The organism is Nocardiopsis kunsanensis DSM 44524, from assembly GCF_000340965.1.
Taxonomy (GTDB): domain Bacteria; phylum Actinomycetota; class Actinomycetes; order Streptosporangiales; family Streptosporangiaceae; genus Nocardiopsis; species Nocardiopsis kunsanensis.
Genome location: NZ_ANAY01000047.1, coordinates 1 through 17,010, shown reverse-complemented (window position 1 = coordinate 17,010; position 17,010 = coordinate 1). Strand labels below are relative to the sequence as shown.

Here is a 17,010-nt window from a genome sequence, read left to right as displayed (position 1 = left end):
GCCCGTGTGTTCACACCTCGGCAGGACGGCTCCCACAGCTACTACGTGGCGTAGTAGTCTGGGCGCATGAGCATCCTCGCATCCTTCCTCCTCTTCCTGCACATGATCGGGCTCGCGGGCATCCTGGCCGGTGTGCTCATGCAGCTGATGACCGACAACGGGAAGTCGGTCAAGGTCCTGCTGCACAGCTCCCTCCTGCAGCTCGTCAGCGGCCTCCTGCTCGTGGGCGTGCAGGAGATGGGCGACCTCGCCGACGTCAACCACATCAAGATCGGTATCAAGCTGGTCATCGCCCTGGCGGTCGTGGTCGTCGCCTTCATCAACAAGCGCAACCCGGCCACGAAGCTCGCTACGGTCGCCGGTGTGCTCGGTGTCCTCAACATCGGTATCGCCGTCTTCTGGTGAAGCCCGCCCGCGCGGTGCCCGCACGCCGCGCGGACCTCTCCCGACGGGGTGGCACGGACCCGCAGGTCCGTGCCACCCCCGTTCTTCTTGCGCGCGCTTGCGCGGATTTTCATGAGAGTTCACCCGTTCACAGGGGCGCATCGTTCTGTTACCTTCGTCACTCGCGCGTAAATACTTGCAAACTCTGCAAGTAAACGACGTCGGGGGTGGTACCGCCCCCGGCGCCCATCTCCCGAAGGAGCGCACGATGAGAACCCTCCGGATCGGCGCGATCGCCGGAGCCCTGGCCCTCGGGGCCGGGCTGATGGCGGTCTCGGGCCCCTCCGCCCCGAGCGAGGCGCAACCCACCTCACAACAGCAGGCTCCGCAGGTACAGCAGACCCCCGAGGACGGAACCCTCGTCCACCTCTTCCAATGGAGCTGGGACGCCGTCGCCGACGAGTGCGAGACCTTCCTCGGCCCCCAGGGCTTCACCGGGGTCCAGGTCTCCCCGCCCCAGGAACACGTGGTCGTCGAGTACGACGAGGGAGCCCACTACCCCTGGTGGCAGGACTACCAACCCGTCTCCTACCAGCTGGACAACACCCGGCGCGGCACCGCCGAGGACTTCCAGGGCATGGTCGACACCTGCGCAGACAACGGTGTGCGCATCTACGTCGACGCCGTGATCAACCACATGACCGGACCCGAGGCCGGAACCGGCAGCAACGGCACCGAGTGGAGCAAGTACGAGTACCCCGACCTGTACGGGGACGGCGAGTACGGCTACAGCCGGGAGAACGACTTCGGCCCCTGCTACGAAGAGATCACCGACTGGAACGACCGGCAACAGATCCAGGAGTGTGAACTCCTCGGCCTGTCCGACCTGGACACCGGAAGCGGCTACGTCCAGGACCGTCTCGTGCAGTACCTCAACGGGCTCATCGGCATGGGCGTGGGCGGGTTCCGCGTGGACGCCACCAAACACGTGCAGGTCGAACACGTGGACGCCGTCTTCTCCCAACTCGACGACGTACCCGGATGGGGCGGCCGACCGCACGTCTACCACGAGGTCATCGGGGACGGCACCATCCCCTACACCGACTACACCGACCACGGCCAGATCACGAACTTCGACTACCACCGCGACCTGTCCGACCGGTTCGCCGACGGCTCCATCGCCGACCTCACCGAGATGCCCGACCACGGCGGACTGACCTCGGACGAAGCCGTCGTCTTCGTCGACAACCACGACACCCAGCGCTCCGACCCGATCCTGACCTACAAGGACGGTGAGCGGTACTACCTGGCCACCGCGTTCATGCTCGCCCACCCCTACGGCACGCCCAAGGTGATGTCGGGTTACGACTTCGGCGGCAACGACGCCCAGGGCCCGCCCGACACCGGCGCGGAAGAGGGCAACCCGGCCGGGGCGATCACCGAGGACGCCGACTGCGACGGTTCCTCGGGATGGACCTGCGACCACCGGCACGAGACGGTCGCCGGGATGGCGGCCTTCCGCACCGCCACGGCCGGCACCGGGCTGGAGGAGCGGGCCCGGGACGGCCGGGCCCGGGTGGCCTTCGACCGCGGTGCGGAAGGCTTCGCGGCCTTCAACGCCAGCGGCTCCGAGTGGGACCTCGACTCGGAGACCTCCCTGCCCGACGGCGAGTACACCAACGCCGCAGGTCCGGGCACCGTCACCGTCTCCGGCGGACAGGTGCAGGCCACCGTGCCCGCCGACGGTGCGGTGGCCCTGCACACCGGCAGCACGGGCCCCGGGGAACCCGGGCCCACCGACGCCCCCGACGACGGGACCCTCGAGGCCACGGTCCGGACCGTCCCCGGCCAGACCGTGTACGTGGTCGGTTCCACGGCCGAACTCGGCTCCTGGGACCCCGCCGCCGGCGTGGCCCTGGAGACCGACGAGGAGACCTATCCCGTCTGGAGCGGTACCGTCCCCGTCTCCGACGAGGACGAATGGAAACTCGTCCGGGTCGACGAGGACGGCACGGCCGAGTGGGAGACCGGCGACAACCGTGTCGGCCCCGACGACACCGTCTCCTGGCGGGACTGACCCCGCAACGGCGGCGCCCCCGTCCTCACGGGGGCGCCGCCCTCAGTCGTCGTAGAAAACACGTTCCATCACCGCACGCGCCCGCCGTGTCGACCGCAGGTACTCGTCGGTGAGTTGCTCCGAGGGCCCCTCACTGCCGGCCCCCTCGTGCTCGGAAGCCTCGTCCCCGTCATCGTCGTCGGAGCCGAAACCCATCGCCTCGGCCAACGCCCCGCGCACCCGCAGGTCCGAGGGCAGTGAGTCCCCGCCACGGCCCCGCACCAGCATGACCATGCCGCGTACCCGCGAGGCCAGCCGCCAGGCGTGCTCGAGCACCGCACCGTCCTCGGCCGCGATCATCCCGTGCGCGACCGACACGTCCAGCGCCTGCAACGTCCGTGTCGTGCGCAGGTCCGGGCAGGCATGGGCGTGCCGGAGCTGCATGAGCTGGACCACCCACTCCACGTCCGAGAGACCACCGCGCCCCAGCTTCGTGTGCAGGGTCGGGTCGGCCCCGCGCGGGAGCCGTTCGGCCTCCATCCGCGCCTTGAGCTTGCGGATCTCCAGCACCGCCGACCGGTCCGGGCCGCCGTCGGGGTAACGGATCGGGTCAACCAGCTCCAGGAACTCCGCGCCCAGGGCCCGGTCACCCGCGATGGGCCGGGCCCGCAGCAGCGCCTGGCTCTCCCAGACCTGCGACCAGCGACGGTAGTAGGCCGTGTACGAATCCAGTGTCCGTACCATCGGACCGCTGCGGCCTTCCGGACGCAGATCGGTGTCGATCCTCAGCGCCGGCTCGGCGGCCGGCATCTCCAGCAGCCGCGCCAGCTCGCGCACGACCGCCATCGCCTGCTTGGCCGCCAACCCCCTGTCCACCCCCGGGAGCGGATCGTGCACGTACATCACGTCGGCGTCGCTGGCATAGGTGAGTTCCTGTCCACCGAACCGGCCCATGGCCACCACACACACGCGGGTGAGCTCCTGGCCCCCGTCGGCCCCCACCACACGGGCCCACGCCACTCTCAGAGCCGCGTCCACGGTGACCTGGGCGATGTCGGTCAGGGCCGAACCGACCTCGGTCACCGACGAGATCCCCAACAGGTCGGCCGAGGCCGTGCGCAACAGCTCACGGCGGCGCAGGGCCCGCACCGCCGACACCGACTCCTCGTCCGTGTGGTAACGGCGCAGGGCCGCATCGGCCTCGGCCGTGAGCACCTCGGGCGTGCGGCGTACCAGGTCACCGTCCTCGTCCAGCAGCGCCACCGCATCGGGCGCCCGCAGCAGCAGCTCGGTCACGTACCGGCTCGTGCCCAACAGCCACGCCATCCGCTCGGCCACCCGCACGTCGTCGCGCAGCAGGCGCAGGTACCACGGGGTCGTCCCCAGCGCGTCGCTGACCTGCCGGAAGCCCAGCAGGCCCGCATCGGGGTCGGGGGAGTCGGCGAACCAGCCCAGCATCACCGGCAACAGGGTCCGCTGGATCGACGCCCGCCGTGACAGGCCCGCTGTCAACGCCTCCAGGTGACGCAGCGCCCCCGCCGGGTCGGTGAACCCCAAGGCCTCCAACCGGGCCCGGGCCTGGTCGGAGGTCAGACGCGCCTCGTCCCCGGGCAGTTGAGCGACCGCGTTGAGCAACGGACGGTAGAAGAGCTTCTCGTGCAGGCGCCGCACCTTCGCCGACACCTGCTTGCGCGCCTCGGTCAGCTCCGTGACCGGGTTCGCGCTGTACCCCAGGGCCCGCCCCAGACGCCGCAGCTGCGCGGGCCCCTCCTGCGTACGCGGATCGGGGATCATGTGGGTACGGCGCAGCCGGTCCAACTGCAGCACGTGCTCCGCCCGGCGCAGGAACCGGTAGGCCCCGGCCAACCCGGCCGCGTCCTGGCGCCCCACGTACCCGTACTCCGACAACGCGGTGAGCGCCTCGAGGGTGTTGGCCGAACGCAGCCGCTCGTCGGCCCTCCCGTGCACGAGCTGGAGCAGTTGTACCGAGAACTCGATGTCGCGCAGGCCGCCCGGGCCCAGCTTCAGCTCGCGTTCCCCCTCTCCCGCGGGCAGGTGCGCGAGCACACGCCGCCGCATGGCCTGTACGTCCTCCACGAAGTTCTCGCGGGCCGAGGCCTCCCACACCATAGGGCCGATCGCCTCCATGTAGGCGTTCCCCAGGGCGGGGTCGCCCGCAACGGGACGGGCCTTGAGCAGGGCCTGGAACTCCCACGTCTTGGCCCAGCGCTGGTAGTAGGCCAGATGCCCCGACAACGGCCGCACCAGGGGACCGTTGCGCCCCTCCGGACGCAGGGCCGGGTCGACCTCCCACAGGGACCCCTCGGCATCGGTGGCCGAGGGCACCCGCATCGTCTCGGTGGCCAGGCGCGTCGCGGCCGTCAGCGCCACACTCTCGGCCACGGGTTCACCCTCGGAGTCCCGGACTGGTTCGGCCACGAAGACCACGTCCACGTCGCTGACGTAGTTGAGTTCGCGCCCCCCGCACTTGCCCATGGCGATGACGGCGAGGCGGCACAGCGCCGCATCGGCGGGGCGGGCGGCCCGGGCCATGGCCAGGGAGGCCTCCAGCATCGCGGCGGCCAGGCCGGCCAGCTCCGCGGAGCTCTCCTCCACAGCCGCCGCACCCGTCAGGTCGCGCCCGGCCAGACGCAGCACCCGGCGCCGGTAGGCCACGCGCAAGGTGTGTTTGAGTGCCTCGCTGGAACCGTCCTCGAACTCGGCGGCGATCGGCGCGGGCGCGTCGGGGTCGGCGCCGACGGTGTGCAGGAACCCGCGCCGCACCTCCTCGGGTCCGGGCGAGCGCGCCGCGTCCGGACCGCGCAGCTCGCGCCAGTCCCCGGGGTGGCGCACGAGGTGGTCGGTCAGCGCGCTGCTGGTGCCCATGACATGGCACAGCCGGGCCCGCAGGTCGGGCTCCTCACGCAGGGCCGTGAGCACCTCGTCGGGGAAGGGGTCCACCTCGAGTACGCGCAGGAGGCCCAGGAGGGCCCGGTCGGGGTCGGGCGCCGCAGCGAGGGCGTCGACGACGGCGATGTCGTCCTGGGCGTCGAGCCCGGCCTCCTCCATCAGGCCCAGGGCCCGGGGACTGTCGCTGAAACCGCGCCTGGCGAGCGCGCCTGCCGTGATGTCGGTACTTCCGTTCCTGCCCACACGTCCACGGTAGTCCGCCCGTTCCGGGCGCTCGGTGCCGGACCGTGCGGGGAGGGGACGGCCGCATCGGCATACGGTTGCGGGTGCTGAGAACCGTACAGCCAAGGGAGTGACATGTCCGTCTTCGACGTCGAGATCGGTGCCCTCGACGGCGGCCCCGCGCAGCTGGACCGCCACCGCGGCACGGCCGTCCTGGTCGTCAACGTCGCGTCCAGGTGCGGCCTGACCCCGCAGTACACGGCCCTGGAGGAGCTGCAGCAGCGCTATGCCGGCCGCGGTTTCACCGTGCTGGGCGTGCCGTGCAACCAGTTCATGGGCCAGGAGCCCGGAACCGCCGAGGAGATCTCCACCTTCTGCTCGACCACCTACGGGGCCACCTTCCCGATGACCGAGAAGGTCGACGTCAACGGCGACGACCGCCACCCGCTCTATGCCGGGTTGGTCCCCACTGCCGACGCGGAGGGCCACGACGGCGACGTGCGCTGGAACTTCGAGAAGTTCCTCGTCGCCCCCGACGGCGCGGTCGCGGCACGTTTCGCCCCTCGGACCGAGCCCGGGTCGGAGGAGGTCGTCAAGGCGATCGAGGCCGTGCTGCCCGCCTGAACAGGGCGGGGGAGGAGGTCGGCGTCCGGCCCCGGGCGCTGCGGCCACCAGAGACGGCCGAGGCCGCCTGCGGTGCCGGGAACACCGCAGGCGGCCTCGGCCGGGACCGTACGTGCCTCGATCAGATGTCGTAGTAGAGCTCGAACTCACGCGGGTGCGGGCGCAGACGCAGGGAGTCGATCTCTTCGGTGCGCTTGAAGTCGATGTAGGTGTCGATGAGGTCCTTGGTGAAGACACCGCCCTCGAGCAGGAACTCGTGGTCGGTCTCCAAGGCCTTCAGGGCCTCGTCCAGCGAGGCGGGCACCGTCTCGACCGCCTGGGCCTCCTCCGGGGGCAGCTCGTAGAGGTCCTTGTCCATCGGCTCCGGCGGCTCGATCTTGTTCCTGATGCCGTCGATGCCGGCCATGAGCATGGCGGAGAAGGCCAGGTAGGGGTTGGCCGAGGGGTCCGGAACGCGGAACTCGATGCGCTTGGCCTTGGGGCTGGACCCGGACAGCGGCAGACGGATGCAGGCCGAGCGGTTGCGCTGGCTGTAGAGCAGGTTGATCGGGGCCTCGTACCCCGGGACCAGGCGGTGGTAGGAGTTCACCGTCGGGTTGGTGAAGGCCAGCAGGGCCGAGGCGTGCTTGAGCAGGCCCCCGATGTAGTGGCGGGCCGTCTCGGAGAGCTGACCGTAGCCGGACTCGTCGAAGAACAGCGGCTCGCCGCCCTTCCACAGGCTCTGGTGGCAGTGCATACCGGAGCCGTTGTCGCCGAAGAGCGGCTTGGGCATGAACGTGGCGGTCTTGCCGGCCTCGTTCGCGACGTTCTTGACGATGTACTTGTACAACTGGATGCGGTCGGCGTGGTGGAGCAGAGTGCCGAACTTGATACCGATCTCGGCCTGGCCGGCGGTGCCGACCTCGTGGTGCTGGAGCTCGACCTCCACACCGGAGTCGATGAGGGTGCGGACCATGTCCGAGCGCAGGTCGCTGTAGTGGTCGACCGGCTCGACGGGGAAGTACCCGCCCTTGTAACGGGGCCGGTACCCGCGGTTTCCGCCCTGGATGGTGGAGCCGGTGTTCCAAGCGCCCTCGATCGAGTCGATCTCGTAGTAGCCGGTGTTGGCGCGTGTCTCGAACTTGACGTCGTCGAAGACGTAGAACTCGGCCTCGGCCCCGAAGAAGGCGGTGTCGGCCATACCCGTGCCCTTCAGGTACGCCTCGGCCTTGCGGGCGATGTTGCGCGGGTCACGGCTGTAGGACTCCAGCGTGACGGGGTCGTGCACGAAGAACGTCATGTTCAGGGTCTTGTGCTTGCGGAAGGGGTCCAGAACACCCGTGCTCAGGTCGGGCAGCAGGAGCATGTCGGACTCGTGGATGGCCTGGAAACCGCGGATCGAGGAACCGTCGAACATCTGGCCCTCGGTGAACGTCGACTCGTCGACGTTCTCGACGGGCAGAGTTACGTGGTTCACGCCACCGAACAGGTCCGTGAAACGGACGTCGAGAAACTGGACGTCCTCCTTCTGGATGTAGGTGAGAACCTCGTCGACGCTGCTGAACAAAACGGAACCTCCGTACAGATAGCTGAGACGGCGGAGCCGGGGCCGCTCCATCGCGGACGTACCGGATCGCATCCGTCTCCTGGCTTCGTTCCCGAAGCTAGGAGGGCGCGGTTTCCACGCCATGTCTCGATTGTTTCTCGCATGTTACGGACCCTGTTGCTTCCGTGGCCCACCCGCCCTGACCGTGCGGTTCCCCTGCACTGCGGGCGAATCGGGGTGTTTTCGAGTTCTGTGATGTGTCATGCGCCACGCCCTTTTCGAGGGGTTTTTCTCCCTCTCGGATCACCCCGGCGCCGGCGGCCGCGGCCTGCCGATAACGTGAGGAACATGAGCGATGAGAGCCGATCGGGCGCCGCGGCCGCCGACCCCGACGACGAGTTCCTGTACCGGGGCAACCGCCTCGGTCTGCCGGAGAGCGGCCCCGGATCCGTGCCCGGCGTGATGCGGCGGCTCGTGGGCCTGGCACTGGACTGGATGCTCGCCACCCTCATCGTCATGGGCGCCCTCAACGCCGGACTCATCGGCCAGGAACTCGTCCTGGCCGCTGACCGGGGCGGCGAACCCGAGGCGTTGGCACTGACCAACTTCACCACGCTGTCCACCCTCGTGGTCTTCGCGGCCGTGAACATCCTGTTGCTCACACTCTTCGGCACTTCGGTGGGCCGCCGGCTCGCCGGCGTGGGCATCACCGCCACCGGAGAGCGTTCCTGGCCCTGGTTCGTCTCCATGACCGTGCGCACCCTGCTGTTGTGCCTGGTCATCCCTGCGGTCGTCTACGACCGCGACACCCGGGGCCTGCACGATCGCGCCGCGGGCACCGTCACCACGCGCTTCTGAGGCCCGGAGAACAACCTCACGGGGGTGTTCCGGGACGGTCACGATCCTCCACGAGGGCGTGTTTCCCGGGGTCCACCTGCTGTTACCATCCGTTCATCACATCTCCCTGGGGCCTCGCCGCTCCCACGGGCGCGGTGCCCCGGTCCCCCTCTTCCCAGGCCTTGCACCGTCGAAAGTTCCTTTCCCCATGGCTGGAAAACGTTCCGCCCGCCTCCCCTCCGGCGCTCTGGGCGCCGTCCGCATGTCGGCCGGGCAGTGGGTCGCCACTGCCGTCACGGTGCTGGCGATCATCGCCAGCCTGGGCGCCTACGGCTGGTACGCCTCCCTGTGGGGCAACATCACCACCACTCAGGTCGACACCGACCAGTGGGACCGTCCCGACAACGTGGCGGGCGTCAAGAACATCCTCGTCCTCGGCTCGGACGTGCGCTCGGGGGAGAACGCCGAATACGGCGACGCCGAGGGGGAACGCCCCGACACCATGCTCATCGCAAGCCTCAACATCGACAGCGGCGCGGCCACCTTGGTGAATCTGCCCCGCGACCTGCTCGTGGATCTGCCCGCGTGCGAACCGGCCGAGGACTACCAGGGCATGGACGCCCACAGCGGCATGTTCAACTCCGCGATGACCTTCGGCGGGGTCGCATGCCAGTGGAAGGCGGTCGAGCACGTCACCGGTGTGCACCTGGACCACTTCCTCATGTTGGACTTCTCCGGGTTCATCGACATGGTCGACGCCCTCGGCGGGGTGGAGATGTGCGTCCCCGAACCGATCGACGACCCCAAGGCCCATCTGGAGCTCGAGGCCGGCGAACAGACCCTGGACGGTGAGGACTCCCTCGGGTACGTGCGCTCGCGCTACGCCCAGGGCGACGGGAGCGACCTGTCGCGTATCGGACGCCAGCAGGAATTCATGGGCGCGATGCTGCGCGAGGTCCTCGACAGCGAGGTCATGACCAGCCCCCCGACCATCACCAACTTCGTCGGCGCGGTCACCGACTCCATCACCACCGACGAGGACCTCAGCGTCGACACCATGAGCGAGATCGCCATGGCCATGCGCGAGGTCGAGCTCGACCGCGTCCAGTTCGTGACGGTGCCCAACGGCCTCCATCCGGCGAACGAGAACCGCATCATCCTCGATGAGCAGCCCGCCGCGGACCTCTTCGAACGCATCAACGAGGGCGCCGACATGACCGGATCCGACGGGAGCGACGAGACGTCCGGGGACGGCGCAGAGGCCCCCGAGCCCTCCGACATCAGCATCGACGTGCTCAACAACACCAACATCGAGGGGCTGGCCTCCGAGGTCGAGGTGGTCCTGACCGGGGCCGACTACACCGTCGCCTCCACTGGCAACCCCCAGGAGCGACTGCCCGAGGCCACGACCGTTTACCACACCGCCGGTGACGAGGCCTCCGCCGAGCTGCTCGCCGACTACATCGGCCAGGCCCGGACCGAGGAGGTCCAGAGCCTGGACCAGACCCTGGAACTGGTCATCGGGGCCGACTGGCAGGGCATCGCCGGGAACGGCGGGGCCTCCGACCCCGACAGCGCGATCTCCGAGGAGCTCGACGGTGCGACCGCGGAGGAGGAAGGGCAGGACGCGTGCTGATCCAGGGTCAATACCCTGACCGATGTGATCTGACAGGGAGTGACCGGTTCCGGTAGCATCCGGCCCCATACGTCCGCCGGTGCCCGCGTGCGCCTTCCCCTTCCAGAGCGGGCTCTCCCCAGTCCCACAGCGAATCGCAGGTGTCCCTCTTGGCTCAAGGAAAGAAACCGTCCCTCAGACGCGGTATGTCTTTGGGGCAGTGGGCGGCGGTCGGTGCCACGGGTGTGGTGATCGCGGGTAGCCTCGCCGCTTACGCGACGGTCGGCGACGCGCTCAGTTTCGACACGGAGTCGATCGAACCCGACGCCTGGGGCGACCGTCCCGCCAGTGTCGACGGCATCCACAACATCCTGGTGCTCGGTACGGACGAACGTGCCGGCGACAACGCCTCCTACAACGACGCGAACGGCATCCGACCCGATGTGCTGATGATCGCCAGTATCGACGTCGACAACGGCGGCGCGACCATGGTCAACCTTCCGCGGGACCTCGTCGTGGACCTGCCCGCGTGCGAGGGCAACGACGAGTACCCGGGTTCCGCGGGCGGCCAGGACCAGCTCAACCACGCCATGCGCTACGGCGGACTGGACTGCCAGGGCAACGCTGTGGAGAGTGTCACCGGGGTCCACCTCGACCACATGGTCTCCCTCGACTTCGCCGGTTTCGAGAGCATGGTGGACAGCGTCGGCGGTGTCGAGATGTGCGTACCCGAGCCGATCGACGATCCCAAGGCCCACCTGCAGCTGGAGGCGGGGGAACAACGCCTGGACGGTTCCGAGGCCCTGGGGCTGGCGCGTTCGCGTGACAGCACCGAGTACGGCAGTGACCTGGGCCGGATCGAGAACCAGCAGCGGCTGGTCGGCGCGATCCTGCGCGAGATCCAGAGCGGGGAGACCCTCACCAAACCCACCATTCTGCGCGACTTCCTGGACTCGGTCACCGACAGCATGGTCACCGACCAGGGCTTCACGTTGGACGTGATGATGGAGCTGGCCGTGGCCATGCGGGAGGTGGACCTGGAGAACCTGCACATGGTCACTGTCCCCGTCGACGACCACCCGGCCGACCCGAACAAGGTCGTCTTCCAGGAACCCGCCGCCCAGGACCTGCTCGGCGCACTGGCCGCGGGAGAGGTCCTGCCCGGTTCGGACGACAGCGGCGGCTCCGGCAGCGAGGACGGTGGCGAGGCCGCACCCGGCGACGTGTCCCTGCGGGTCCTGAACAACACCGGCCGCAACGGTCTGGCCTCCGAGGTCGAGACCCTGCTCAACGCCGAGGGCTTCACGGTCACCGGGACCGGCAACCCGCAGGCACGTGCCCCGGACGCCACCACCGTCTACCACGGGCCCGGCCAGGAGGCCGAGGCCGAGCTGGTGGCTTCCGCGCTGACCACAGCCACCACCGAAGAGGTCCCGGAGCTCGAGGGCGGGGACCTGGAGCTCGTCATGGGCGGTGCCGACTGGGGCCCGGTCGTGGGCCTGGACGGCGGCGGATCCGACGACTCCGGAGGCGCCGACCTCGACGAGCTGGGCAGCACCACGGCCGCCGACGAAGAGGCCGTCTGCGAGTGAGGCCCGGCCGCTGCCGCGTGCGGGCGAGGGCGGTCGTCCCGAGGGGCGACCGCCCTCGCCCGTGTCCGGGCCGGTAACCCCTCGCGCTCGGGAACACGGCCGGTCGGGAGGCGGGACCCCCACCGGGCGCGGAGTAGCCGGCCCCGCACACGAAAAGGGCCGTGCGCGCTCGGAGAAGCGCACACGGCCCCTGCGGAGGAGGCGCGGAGGCGGAGCCTGCTCAGCCGCCCTGCTGGCCCCGCATACCCTTCGGCATCTTGGTGCCCTTGGGCATCGGCCCCTTGGGCATCTGCATCGAGGCGGGCAGAGCCTTGAGCCGGTAGTTCAGCTGGGCGGTCCCGGCCTTGTCCAGGTTCCGCGGCAGCTTCACCAGCGTCTTCTGGAGCTTGGCGACGGGCACCTGGTCCTCGCCGGTGCCGACCTTCACGTCGTAGATGGGGGTGTCGTAGGCCACGCGGGAGACACGTTTCTTCTCCCCGGCGATGAGCGGGCGCAGCCGGCCCGGGTCGCCCTCGCCGACCAGGATCACCCCGGGACGCCCCACGACGCGGTGGACCACGTCCATCTGCTTGTTGGCGGTCACACCGGGCTCGACCGACCAGTTTCCGCGCATGTTCTGCAGGATCACCATGCCGCCACCCATGCGCCCTTCCAGCATCTGGTACTGCACACGCTGGGCCGCGCGGGTGAAGATGATGAAACCGACCAGGAGAGCCACGGGCAGACCGGTCAGCGGCCACAGGATCCAGGAGCCGGTCCAAATACCGATCCCGACGAAGACGGCGAAGATCAGCAACGCGACGATCACCGCGACCGGGATCGTCCGCGGACTCTGCTGGCGGACGATCCTGGCGACCATCCCCATCTGTTTGAGGCGGCCCGGCTCCTTCTCGCCGCCCTGAGCGTTGGTCGTTTTCTCGGAACCCTTGGACTTCTTGGCCATCGTGCTGTCAGGCGGGGTACGTCGGTCCGCGCCGACGGGAACACACGCGTTCCTGCTTCCGCCTTGCCTCCTCTTCGCGGTCAACCTGTGGCGCATCGGCGCCGCGTGCGGGCGCCTCCGTTCCCAGGATAAGTGGAGGCGCCGTGGAATGCGGAACGGTGGCCCGCAGGCCACCGTTCCAGCTTGATCACGACTCGGGCGAAGGACCCGTTATGCGTCGGTCTTGGCGTTCTCGGCCTCGTGCTTGGCCTTGGCCTGCTGGTACAGGCGGCCGGCACGGTAGGACGAGCGCACCAGCGGGCCGGACATGACACCGGCGAAACCGAGCTCCTCGGCCTCCTCGCCCAGTTCGACGAACTCCTCCGGCTTCACCCACCGGTCGATCGGGTGGTGCAGCTTGGACGGACGCAGGTACTGGGTGATGGTCAGCAGGTCGCAGCCGGCCTCGACGAGGTCACGCATGGCCTCACTGATCTCCTCACGGGTCTCACCCATGCCCAGGATCAGGTTGGACTTGGTCACGAGGCCGTCGTTGCGGGCCTGCGTGATCACGTCCAGGGAGCGCTCGTAGCGGAACCCGGGGCGGATGCGCCGGAAGATCCGCGGCACCGTCTCGGTGTTGTGCGCGAGCACCTCCGGGCGTGAACCGAAGACCTCGGCGAGCTGGTCGGGGTCGGCGTTGAAGTCCGGGATGAGCACCTCGACGCCGGTGTCCGGGTTGAGCTCGTGGATCTTGCGGACGGTCTCCGCGTAGAGCCAGGCGCCGCCGTCCTCGAGGTCGTCACGTGCCACACCGGTCACTGTGGCGTAGCGCAGCCCCATGGTCCGGACCGAGTTGGCGACCTTGGTGGGCTCCATACGGTCCAGCGGGCTGGGCTTGCCCGTGGCGATCTGGCAGAAGTCGCAGCGGCGCGTGCACTGGTCACCGCCGATGAGGAACGTGGCCTCGCGGTCCTCCCAGCACTCGTAGATGTTGGGGCAGCCGGCCTCCTGGCAGACCGTGTTCAGCCCCTCCTTCTTGACCAAGGACTGCAGCTCGGAGTACTCCGGGCCCATCTTCGCCTTGATCTTGATCCACGGCGGCTTCTTCTCGATGGGGGTCTCGCTGTTGCGTGCCTCCACGCGCAGTAGCTTGCGGCCCTCAGGAGCGATGGTCAACGTGAACCCGTTCCCTTCTGTGCCCCGTGACGGGGACCCTCGTGCCCCGGGTGGGGGCGGTGTCCCGGTGGGGACAGCTCATGGTGTGGTGTGTCATCCACGGGCGGTGGCGCCGGAGAGCAGTTCGGCACCGTCGGTGTGGCTGAACCCGTCCGCGCCGAGGACATCGGCCAGATGCCGTTCCAGGAGCGGACGCACCTCGACGACGGTGACGTCGCGCCCCAGTTCGGCCGTCAGGGAGGTCACCCCTGCGTCGGAGATGCCGCACGGGACGATGCGGTCGAACCACGACATGTCATTGTCGCAGTTCAACGCCAGCCCGTGCATACCGACGCCGCGGGCGATCCGGCAGCCGATCGCGGCGATCTTGCGTTCGATCAGGCCGCGCTCGGGGTCGGGATCGAGCCACACCCCGCTCCGGCCCTCGATCCGGCGCCCGGTGAGGCCGTACTCCGCGATGGTGCGGATCACCGCCTCCTCCAGGATCCGGACGTAGGCGATCACGTCCACGGGGTCCGGCAGCTTGACGATGGGGTACACCGTCAGCTGGCCGGGGCCGTGCCAGGTGATCTTCCCGCCTCGGTCGATGTCCACGACGGGGGCTCCGGGGTCGGTGATCGGACGATCCCACCTCCCGGTGCGTTTGCCTGCCGTGTACACGGGTTCGTGCTCGAGGAACAGGACGGTGTCGACCACCTGTTCGGCGACGCGGTCCTGGTGGAGCCGCCTCTGGAGATCCCAGCCCTGGTGGTAAGGGACAGGGACGTCGCCCAGCCATGCGTAAACGAGATCACTCACAAAACCCACCTTACGCCCCGGCAGAATGCGAGGCTCGCCCCAGGATGTCGGATGGCGCACCTTGCCGAAGGGGGCGTTCGGGGGAATAGCACGCACGGGCGAGGTGTTCCCGGCCGCCGCGCACTCGGCCTCCCCGGGGGCCGGGTTCCGGCCCCCGGCAGATTTTCTGTCTTTTTCTGCCGAAGCCCTGCGCGGAGGCCCCGGAGTCTTCTACTTTGAGGGTGGGACACAGAACTCCGCGTCAGCGCGGAGTCACCCGGGGCCACCGGTTGTCGCTCGATCGGCATGGCCCCGCCCGCAGGCCTTTGATGATGGGGATCATCAGGGGATGGTGATTGGTGGGGTAAAACGGGGCGGTGCCGTTCTCGGCGCCGCCCCGTCCACTGTCCCGGAGAAGCCGAGGGGGAGCGGTCAGTCCAGGCCCGGGTAGGGGCGCTTGCTCCGCGCCTCACGCAAGGACACCGCCCACCAGGACAACTGGTCCATGAGGGTCCGTACAGCGGTCTCCGCACCCTTCATCGGGGTCGTCGGGGTCCCGTCGGCATCGAACAGCGCCTGGGCGTCGTGGAAGCTCACCGTGTCCCTGACCGTGGTCGCGTGCAGTTCCGAGAAGACGGACCGCAGCTGCTCCACCGCGCGCAGGCCCCCGGAGATCCCGCCGTAGGAGACGAAGGCGACCGGTTTGGCGAACCATTCCCGGCGTGCGGAGTCGATCGCGGCCTTGAGCGGTCCGGGATATCCGTGGTTGTACTCGGGCGTGAGAACCACGAAGCCGTCCGCTGCCGCGACACGTGCGGCGAATCCGTCCAGGGGGGCTCCGTGCCCGTCCCCGGGGCCGAGGTCGGTGACGTCGACGGCGTCCAGGTCGACGTCCTCGTGTTCGGACGCACGATCCAGGAACCAGCGTGCCACCGCGGGCCCCGTTCGGCCGTTGCGGTTGGTGCCCAGGATCACCGCGATCCGTAGGTCGTTCATGAGTGAAGGGTCCTTTGTCCTGCTGCAGGCAACGTGGCCACGTTAAAACCTCAACTTAACTTCAGGTCAATGCGGGGTGGCCGTGACTGTCCTCACCACCGGGGCCCACACGAGGACGCGGGGTCGGGCACCGCGAACGGCACCCGACCCCGCGTCGACGCGACGTGAACGGACCTACAGGCCCAGGTCGTTCTCGAAAGCCCCCTTCTCCAGGCGCTCCTTGACCGCCTGGAGGAAACGGCCGCCGTCGGCGCTGTCGATCAGGCGCTGGTCGTGGCCCAGTGACAGGTAGACCATCGACCGCACCGCGATGACCTCGCCGCCCATGGCGTCCTCGACCACGACCGGGCGCTTGACGACCGCGCCGGTGCCCAGGGCCGCCACCTGCGGCTGGTTGATGATCGGAGTGTCGAACAGCGCGCCGGTGGCACCGGTCTCGGTGATGGTGAAGGTGCCCCCGGTGAGTTCGTCCGGGCCCAGCGCGCCGGTGTGCGCACGTTCGGTCAGGTCGCTGACCGTGCGGGCCAGATCCTTGAGGTTCTGGGACGAGGCGTCCTTGACCACCGGGGCGAGCAGGCCGCGTTCGGTGTCGACCGACACGGCCAGGTTCTCCACGTCGTGGTAGGTCACCTGCTGCTTCTCGCTGTCGACGACCGCGTTGAGCTTCGGGTGCACCCGAAGCGCCTCGACAGTGGCCATCGCGAAGAAGGCGAAGAAGTCCGGAGCGGAGCCGTCGCGGTCGGCGACCTGCTTGCGCAGGTTCGCGATCCTGCTGACGTCGACCTCGACGACCTGTGTGGTGGTGGCCGCCACACGCTGCGACTCGACCATGCGGTCGGCGATGGACTGGCGCAGACGCGAGAGCTTCTCGGTCCTACCGCGCAGCGATGTGTCGGCGGCGGTCTTGCGCGGGGCGGAGGAGGCTGCCGGGGCGGCGGCCGACTTCTGCTCCTCAGCCGCGCGCAGCACGTCCTGCTTGCGTACACGGCCACCCACGCCGCTGCCCTGGACCCGGCCCAGGTCCACGCCGTGCTCGGAGGCCAACTTGCGCACCAGCGGCGTCACGTAGGCTTCGGTGGCCGCGTCGGTACCGGTGGACCGGCCGGTGCCGTCGAGCGTTCCCACGTCCACGGACGGGGTGCTCGCGGCCTTCTCCTCCTCGGAGCCGGCCCCCTTCTCCTCGGAAGCCGGTGCGGCGGACTCGGGCTCGCTCTCCGTGCCGGCCGCGGGCTGGGGCTCGGGCTTGCTCTCGGGCCCGGGCGTGGGCTCGGTGCGGGCCGGTGCGGGCGCCTCGGAGTCCATGGGCGGCTCGTCGCCCTCGCCGCCGATGACGGCGATCTCTGCGCCGATGTCGACGGTTTCGTCCTCGTC

13 protein-coding genes are annotated in these 17,010 nt (G+C 69.3%); 6 read left to right on the top strand and 7 right to left on the bottom strand.

The genetic code is table 11. The annotated features are described in order from the left end of the window. The first annotated feature begins 66 nt into the window (after nt 1-66). Nucleotides 67-405 carry a hypothetical protein gene (locus D456_RS0121885; protein WP_017578316.1) on the top strand — a complete coding sequence of 113 codons (339 nt, stop codon included), beginning with the start codon at nt 67-69 and terminating at the stop codon, nt 403-405. 247 nt (nt 406-652) lie between these two features. Next, nucleotides 653-2,461, top strand: coding sequence for a carbohydrate-binding module family 20 domain-containing protein (locus tag D456_RS0121880; protein WP_017578315.1), 1,809 nt, complete (start codon nt 653-655; stop codon nt 2,459-2,461). A gap of 42 nt (nt 2,462-2,503) precedes the next feature. On the opposite strand, the gene D456_RS0121875 is transcribed toward D456_RS0121880, so the two are convergent. After that, the gene (locus D456_RS0121875; RefSeq protein ID WP_026116117.1) at nt 2,504-5,569 is read right to left on the bottom strand and encodes a bifunctional [glutamine synthetase] adenylyltransferase/[glutamine synthetase]-adenylyl-L-tyrosine phosphorylase; all 3,066 of its coding nucleotides are present in this window, start codon (nt 5,567-5,569) and stop codon (nt 2,504-2,506) included. A gap of 138 nt (nt 5,570-5,707) precedes the next feature. On the opposite strand from D456_RS0121875, the gene D456_RS0121870 reads away from it, so the two are divergent. Further along, nucleotides 5,708-6,196 (top strand): glutathione peroxidase, encoded by a 489-nt coding sequence (locus tag D456_RS0121870; RefSeq protein WP_017578313.1) that lies wholly within the window; start codon nt 5,708-5,710, stop codon nt 6,194-6,196. A gap of 121 nt (nt 6,197-6,317) precedes the next feature. Here D456_RS0121870 and glnA read toward each other — a convergent pair whose 3' ends face one another. Next, the gene (gene glnA, locus D456_RS0121865) at nt 6,318-7,742 is read right to left on the bottom strand and encodes a type I glutamate--ammonia ligase (protein WP_026116116.1); all 1,425 of its coding nucleotides are present in this window, start codon (nt 7,740-7,742) and stop codon (nt 6,318-6,320) included. Between the two features lie 327 nt (nt 7,743-8,069). On the opposite strand from glnA, the gene D456_RS0121860 reads away from it, so the two are divergent. The 3 genes from D456_RS0121860 (at nt 8,070) to D456_RS0121850 (ending at nt 11,765) form a co-directional block, all read left to right on the top strand. Continuing rightward, nucleotides 8,070-8,579, top strand: coding sequence for an RDD family protein (locus tag D456_RS0121860; protein ID WP_017578311.1), 510 nt, complete (start codon nt 8,070-8,072; stop codon nt 8,577-8,579). A gap of 187 nt (nt 8,580-8,766) precedes the next feature. After that, nucleotides 8,767-10,194 (top strand): LCP family protein, encoded by a 1,428-nt coding sequence (locus D456_RS0121855; RefSeq protein ID WP_017578310.1) that lies wholly within the window; start codon nt 8,767-8,769, stop codon nt 10,192-10,194. 185 nt (nt 10,195-10,379) lie between these two features. Next, entirely contained in the window at nt 10,380-11,765 is a 1,386-nt protein-coding gene (locus tag D456_RS0121850) for an LCP family protein (protein ID WP_026116115.1), read from the top strand. 220 nt (nt 11,766-11,985) lie between these two features. Here the strand turns inward: D456_RS0121850 and D456_RS0121845 are convergent, their stop codons facing one another. From D456_RS0121845 to D456_RS0121825, 5 genes are all read right to left on the bottom strand, one after another. After that, the gene (locus D456_RS0121845; protein WP_017578308.1) at nt 11,986-12,708 is read right to left on the bottom strand and encodes a DUF4191 domain-containing protein; all 723 of its coding nucleotides are present in this window, start codon (nt 12,706-12,708) and stop codon (nt 11,986-11,988) included. Between the two features lie 210 nt (nt 12,709-12,918). After that, nucleotides 12,919-13,866 (bottom strand): lipoyl synthase, encoded by a 948-nt coding sequence (lipA, locus tag D456_RS0121840; RefSeq protein ID WP_017578307.1) that lies wholly within the window; start codon nt 13,864-13,866, stop codon nt 12,919-12,921. A gap of 93 nt (nt 13,867-13,959) precedes the next feature. Continuing rightward, complete coding sequence (gene lipB, locus D456_RS0121835) at nt 13,960-14,664, bottom strand: lipoyl(octanoyl) transferase LipB (protein ID WP_017578306.1); 705 nt, start codon at nt 14,662-14,664, stop codon at nt 13,960-13,962. 411 nt (nt 14,665-15,075) lie between these two features. Beyond that, nucleotides 15,076-15,639 (bottom strand): NADPH-dependent FMN reductase, encoded by a 564-nt coding sequence (locus D456_RS0121830; protein ID WP_017578305.1) that lies wholly within the window; start codon nt 15,637-15,639, stop codon nt 15,076-15,078. 174 nt (nt 15,640-15,813) lie between these two features. Then, nucleotides 15,814-17,010 (bottom strand): 2-oxo acid dehydrogenase subunit E2 (locus D456_RS0121825; protein WP_017578304.1); only part of this gene is annotated, 1,197 nt, incomplete at its 5' end.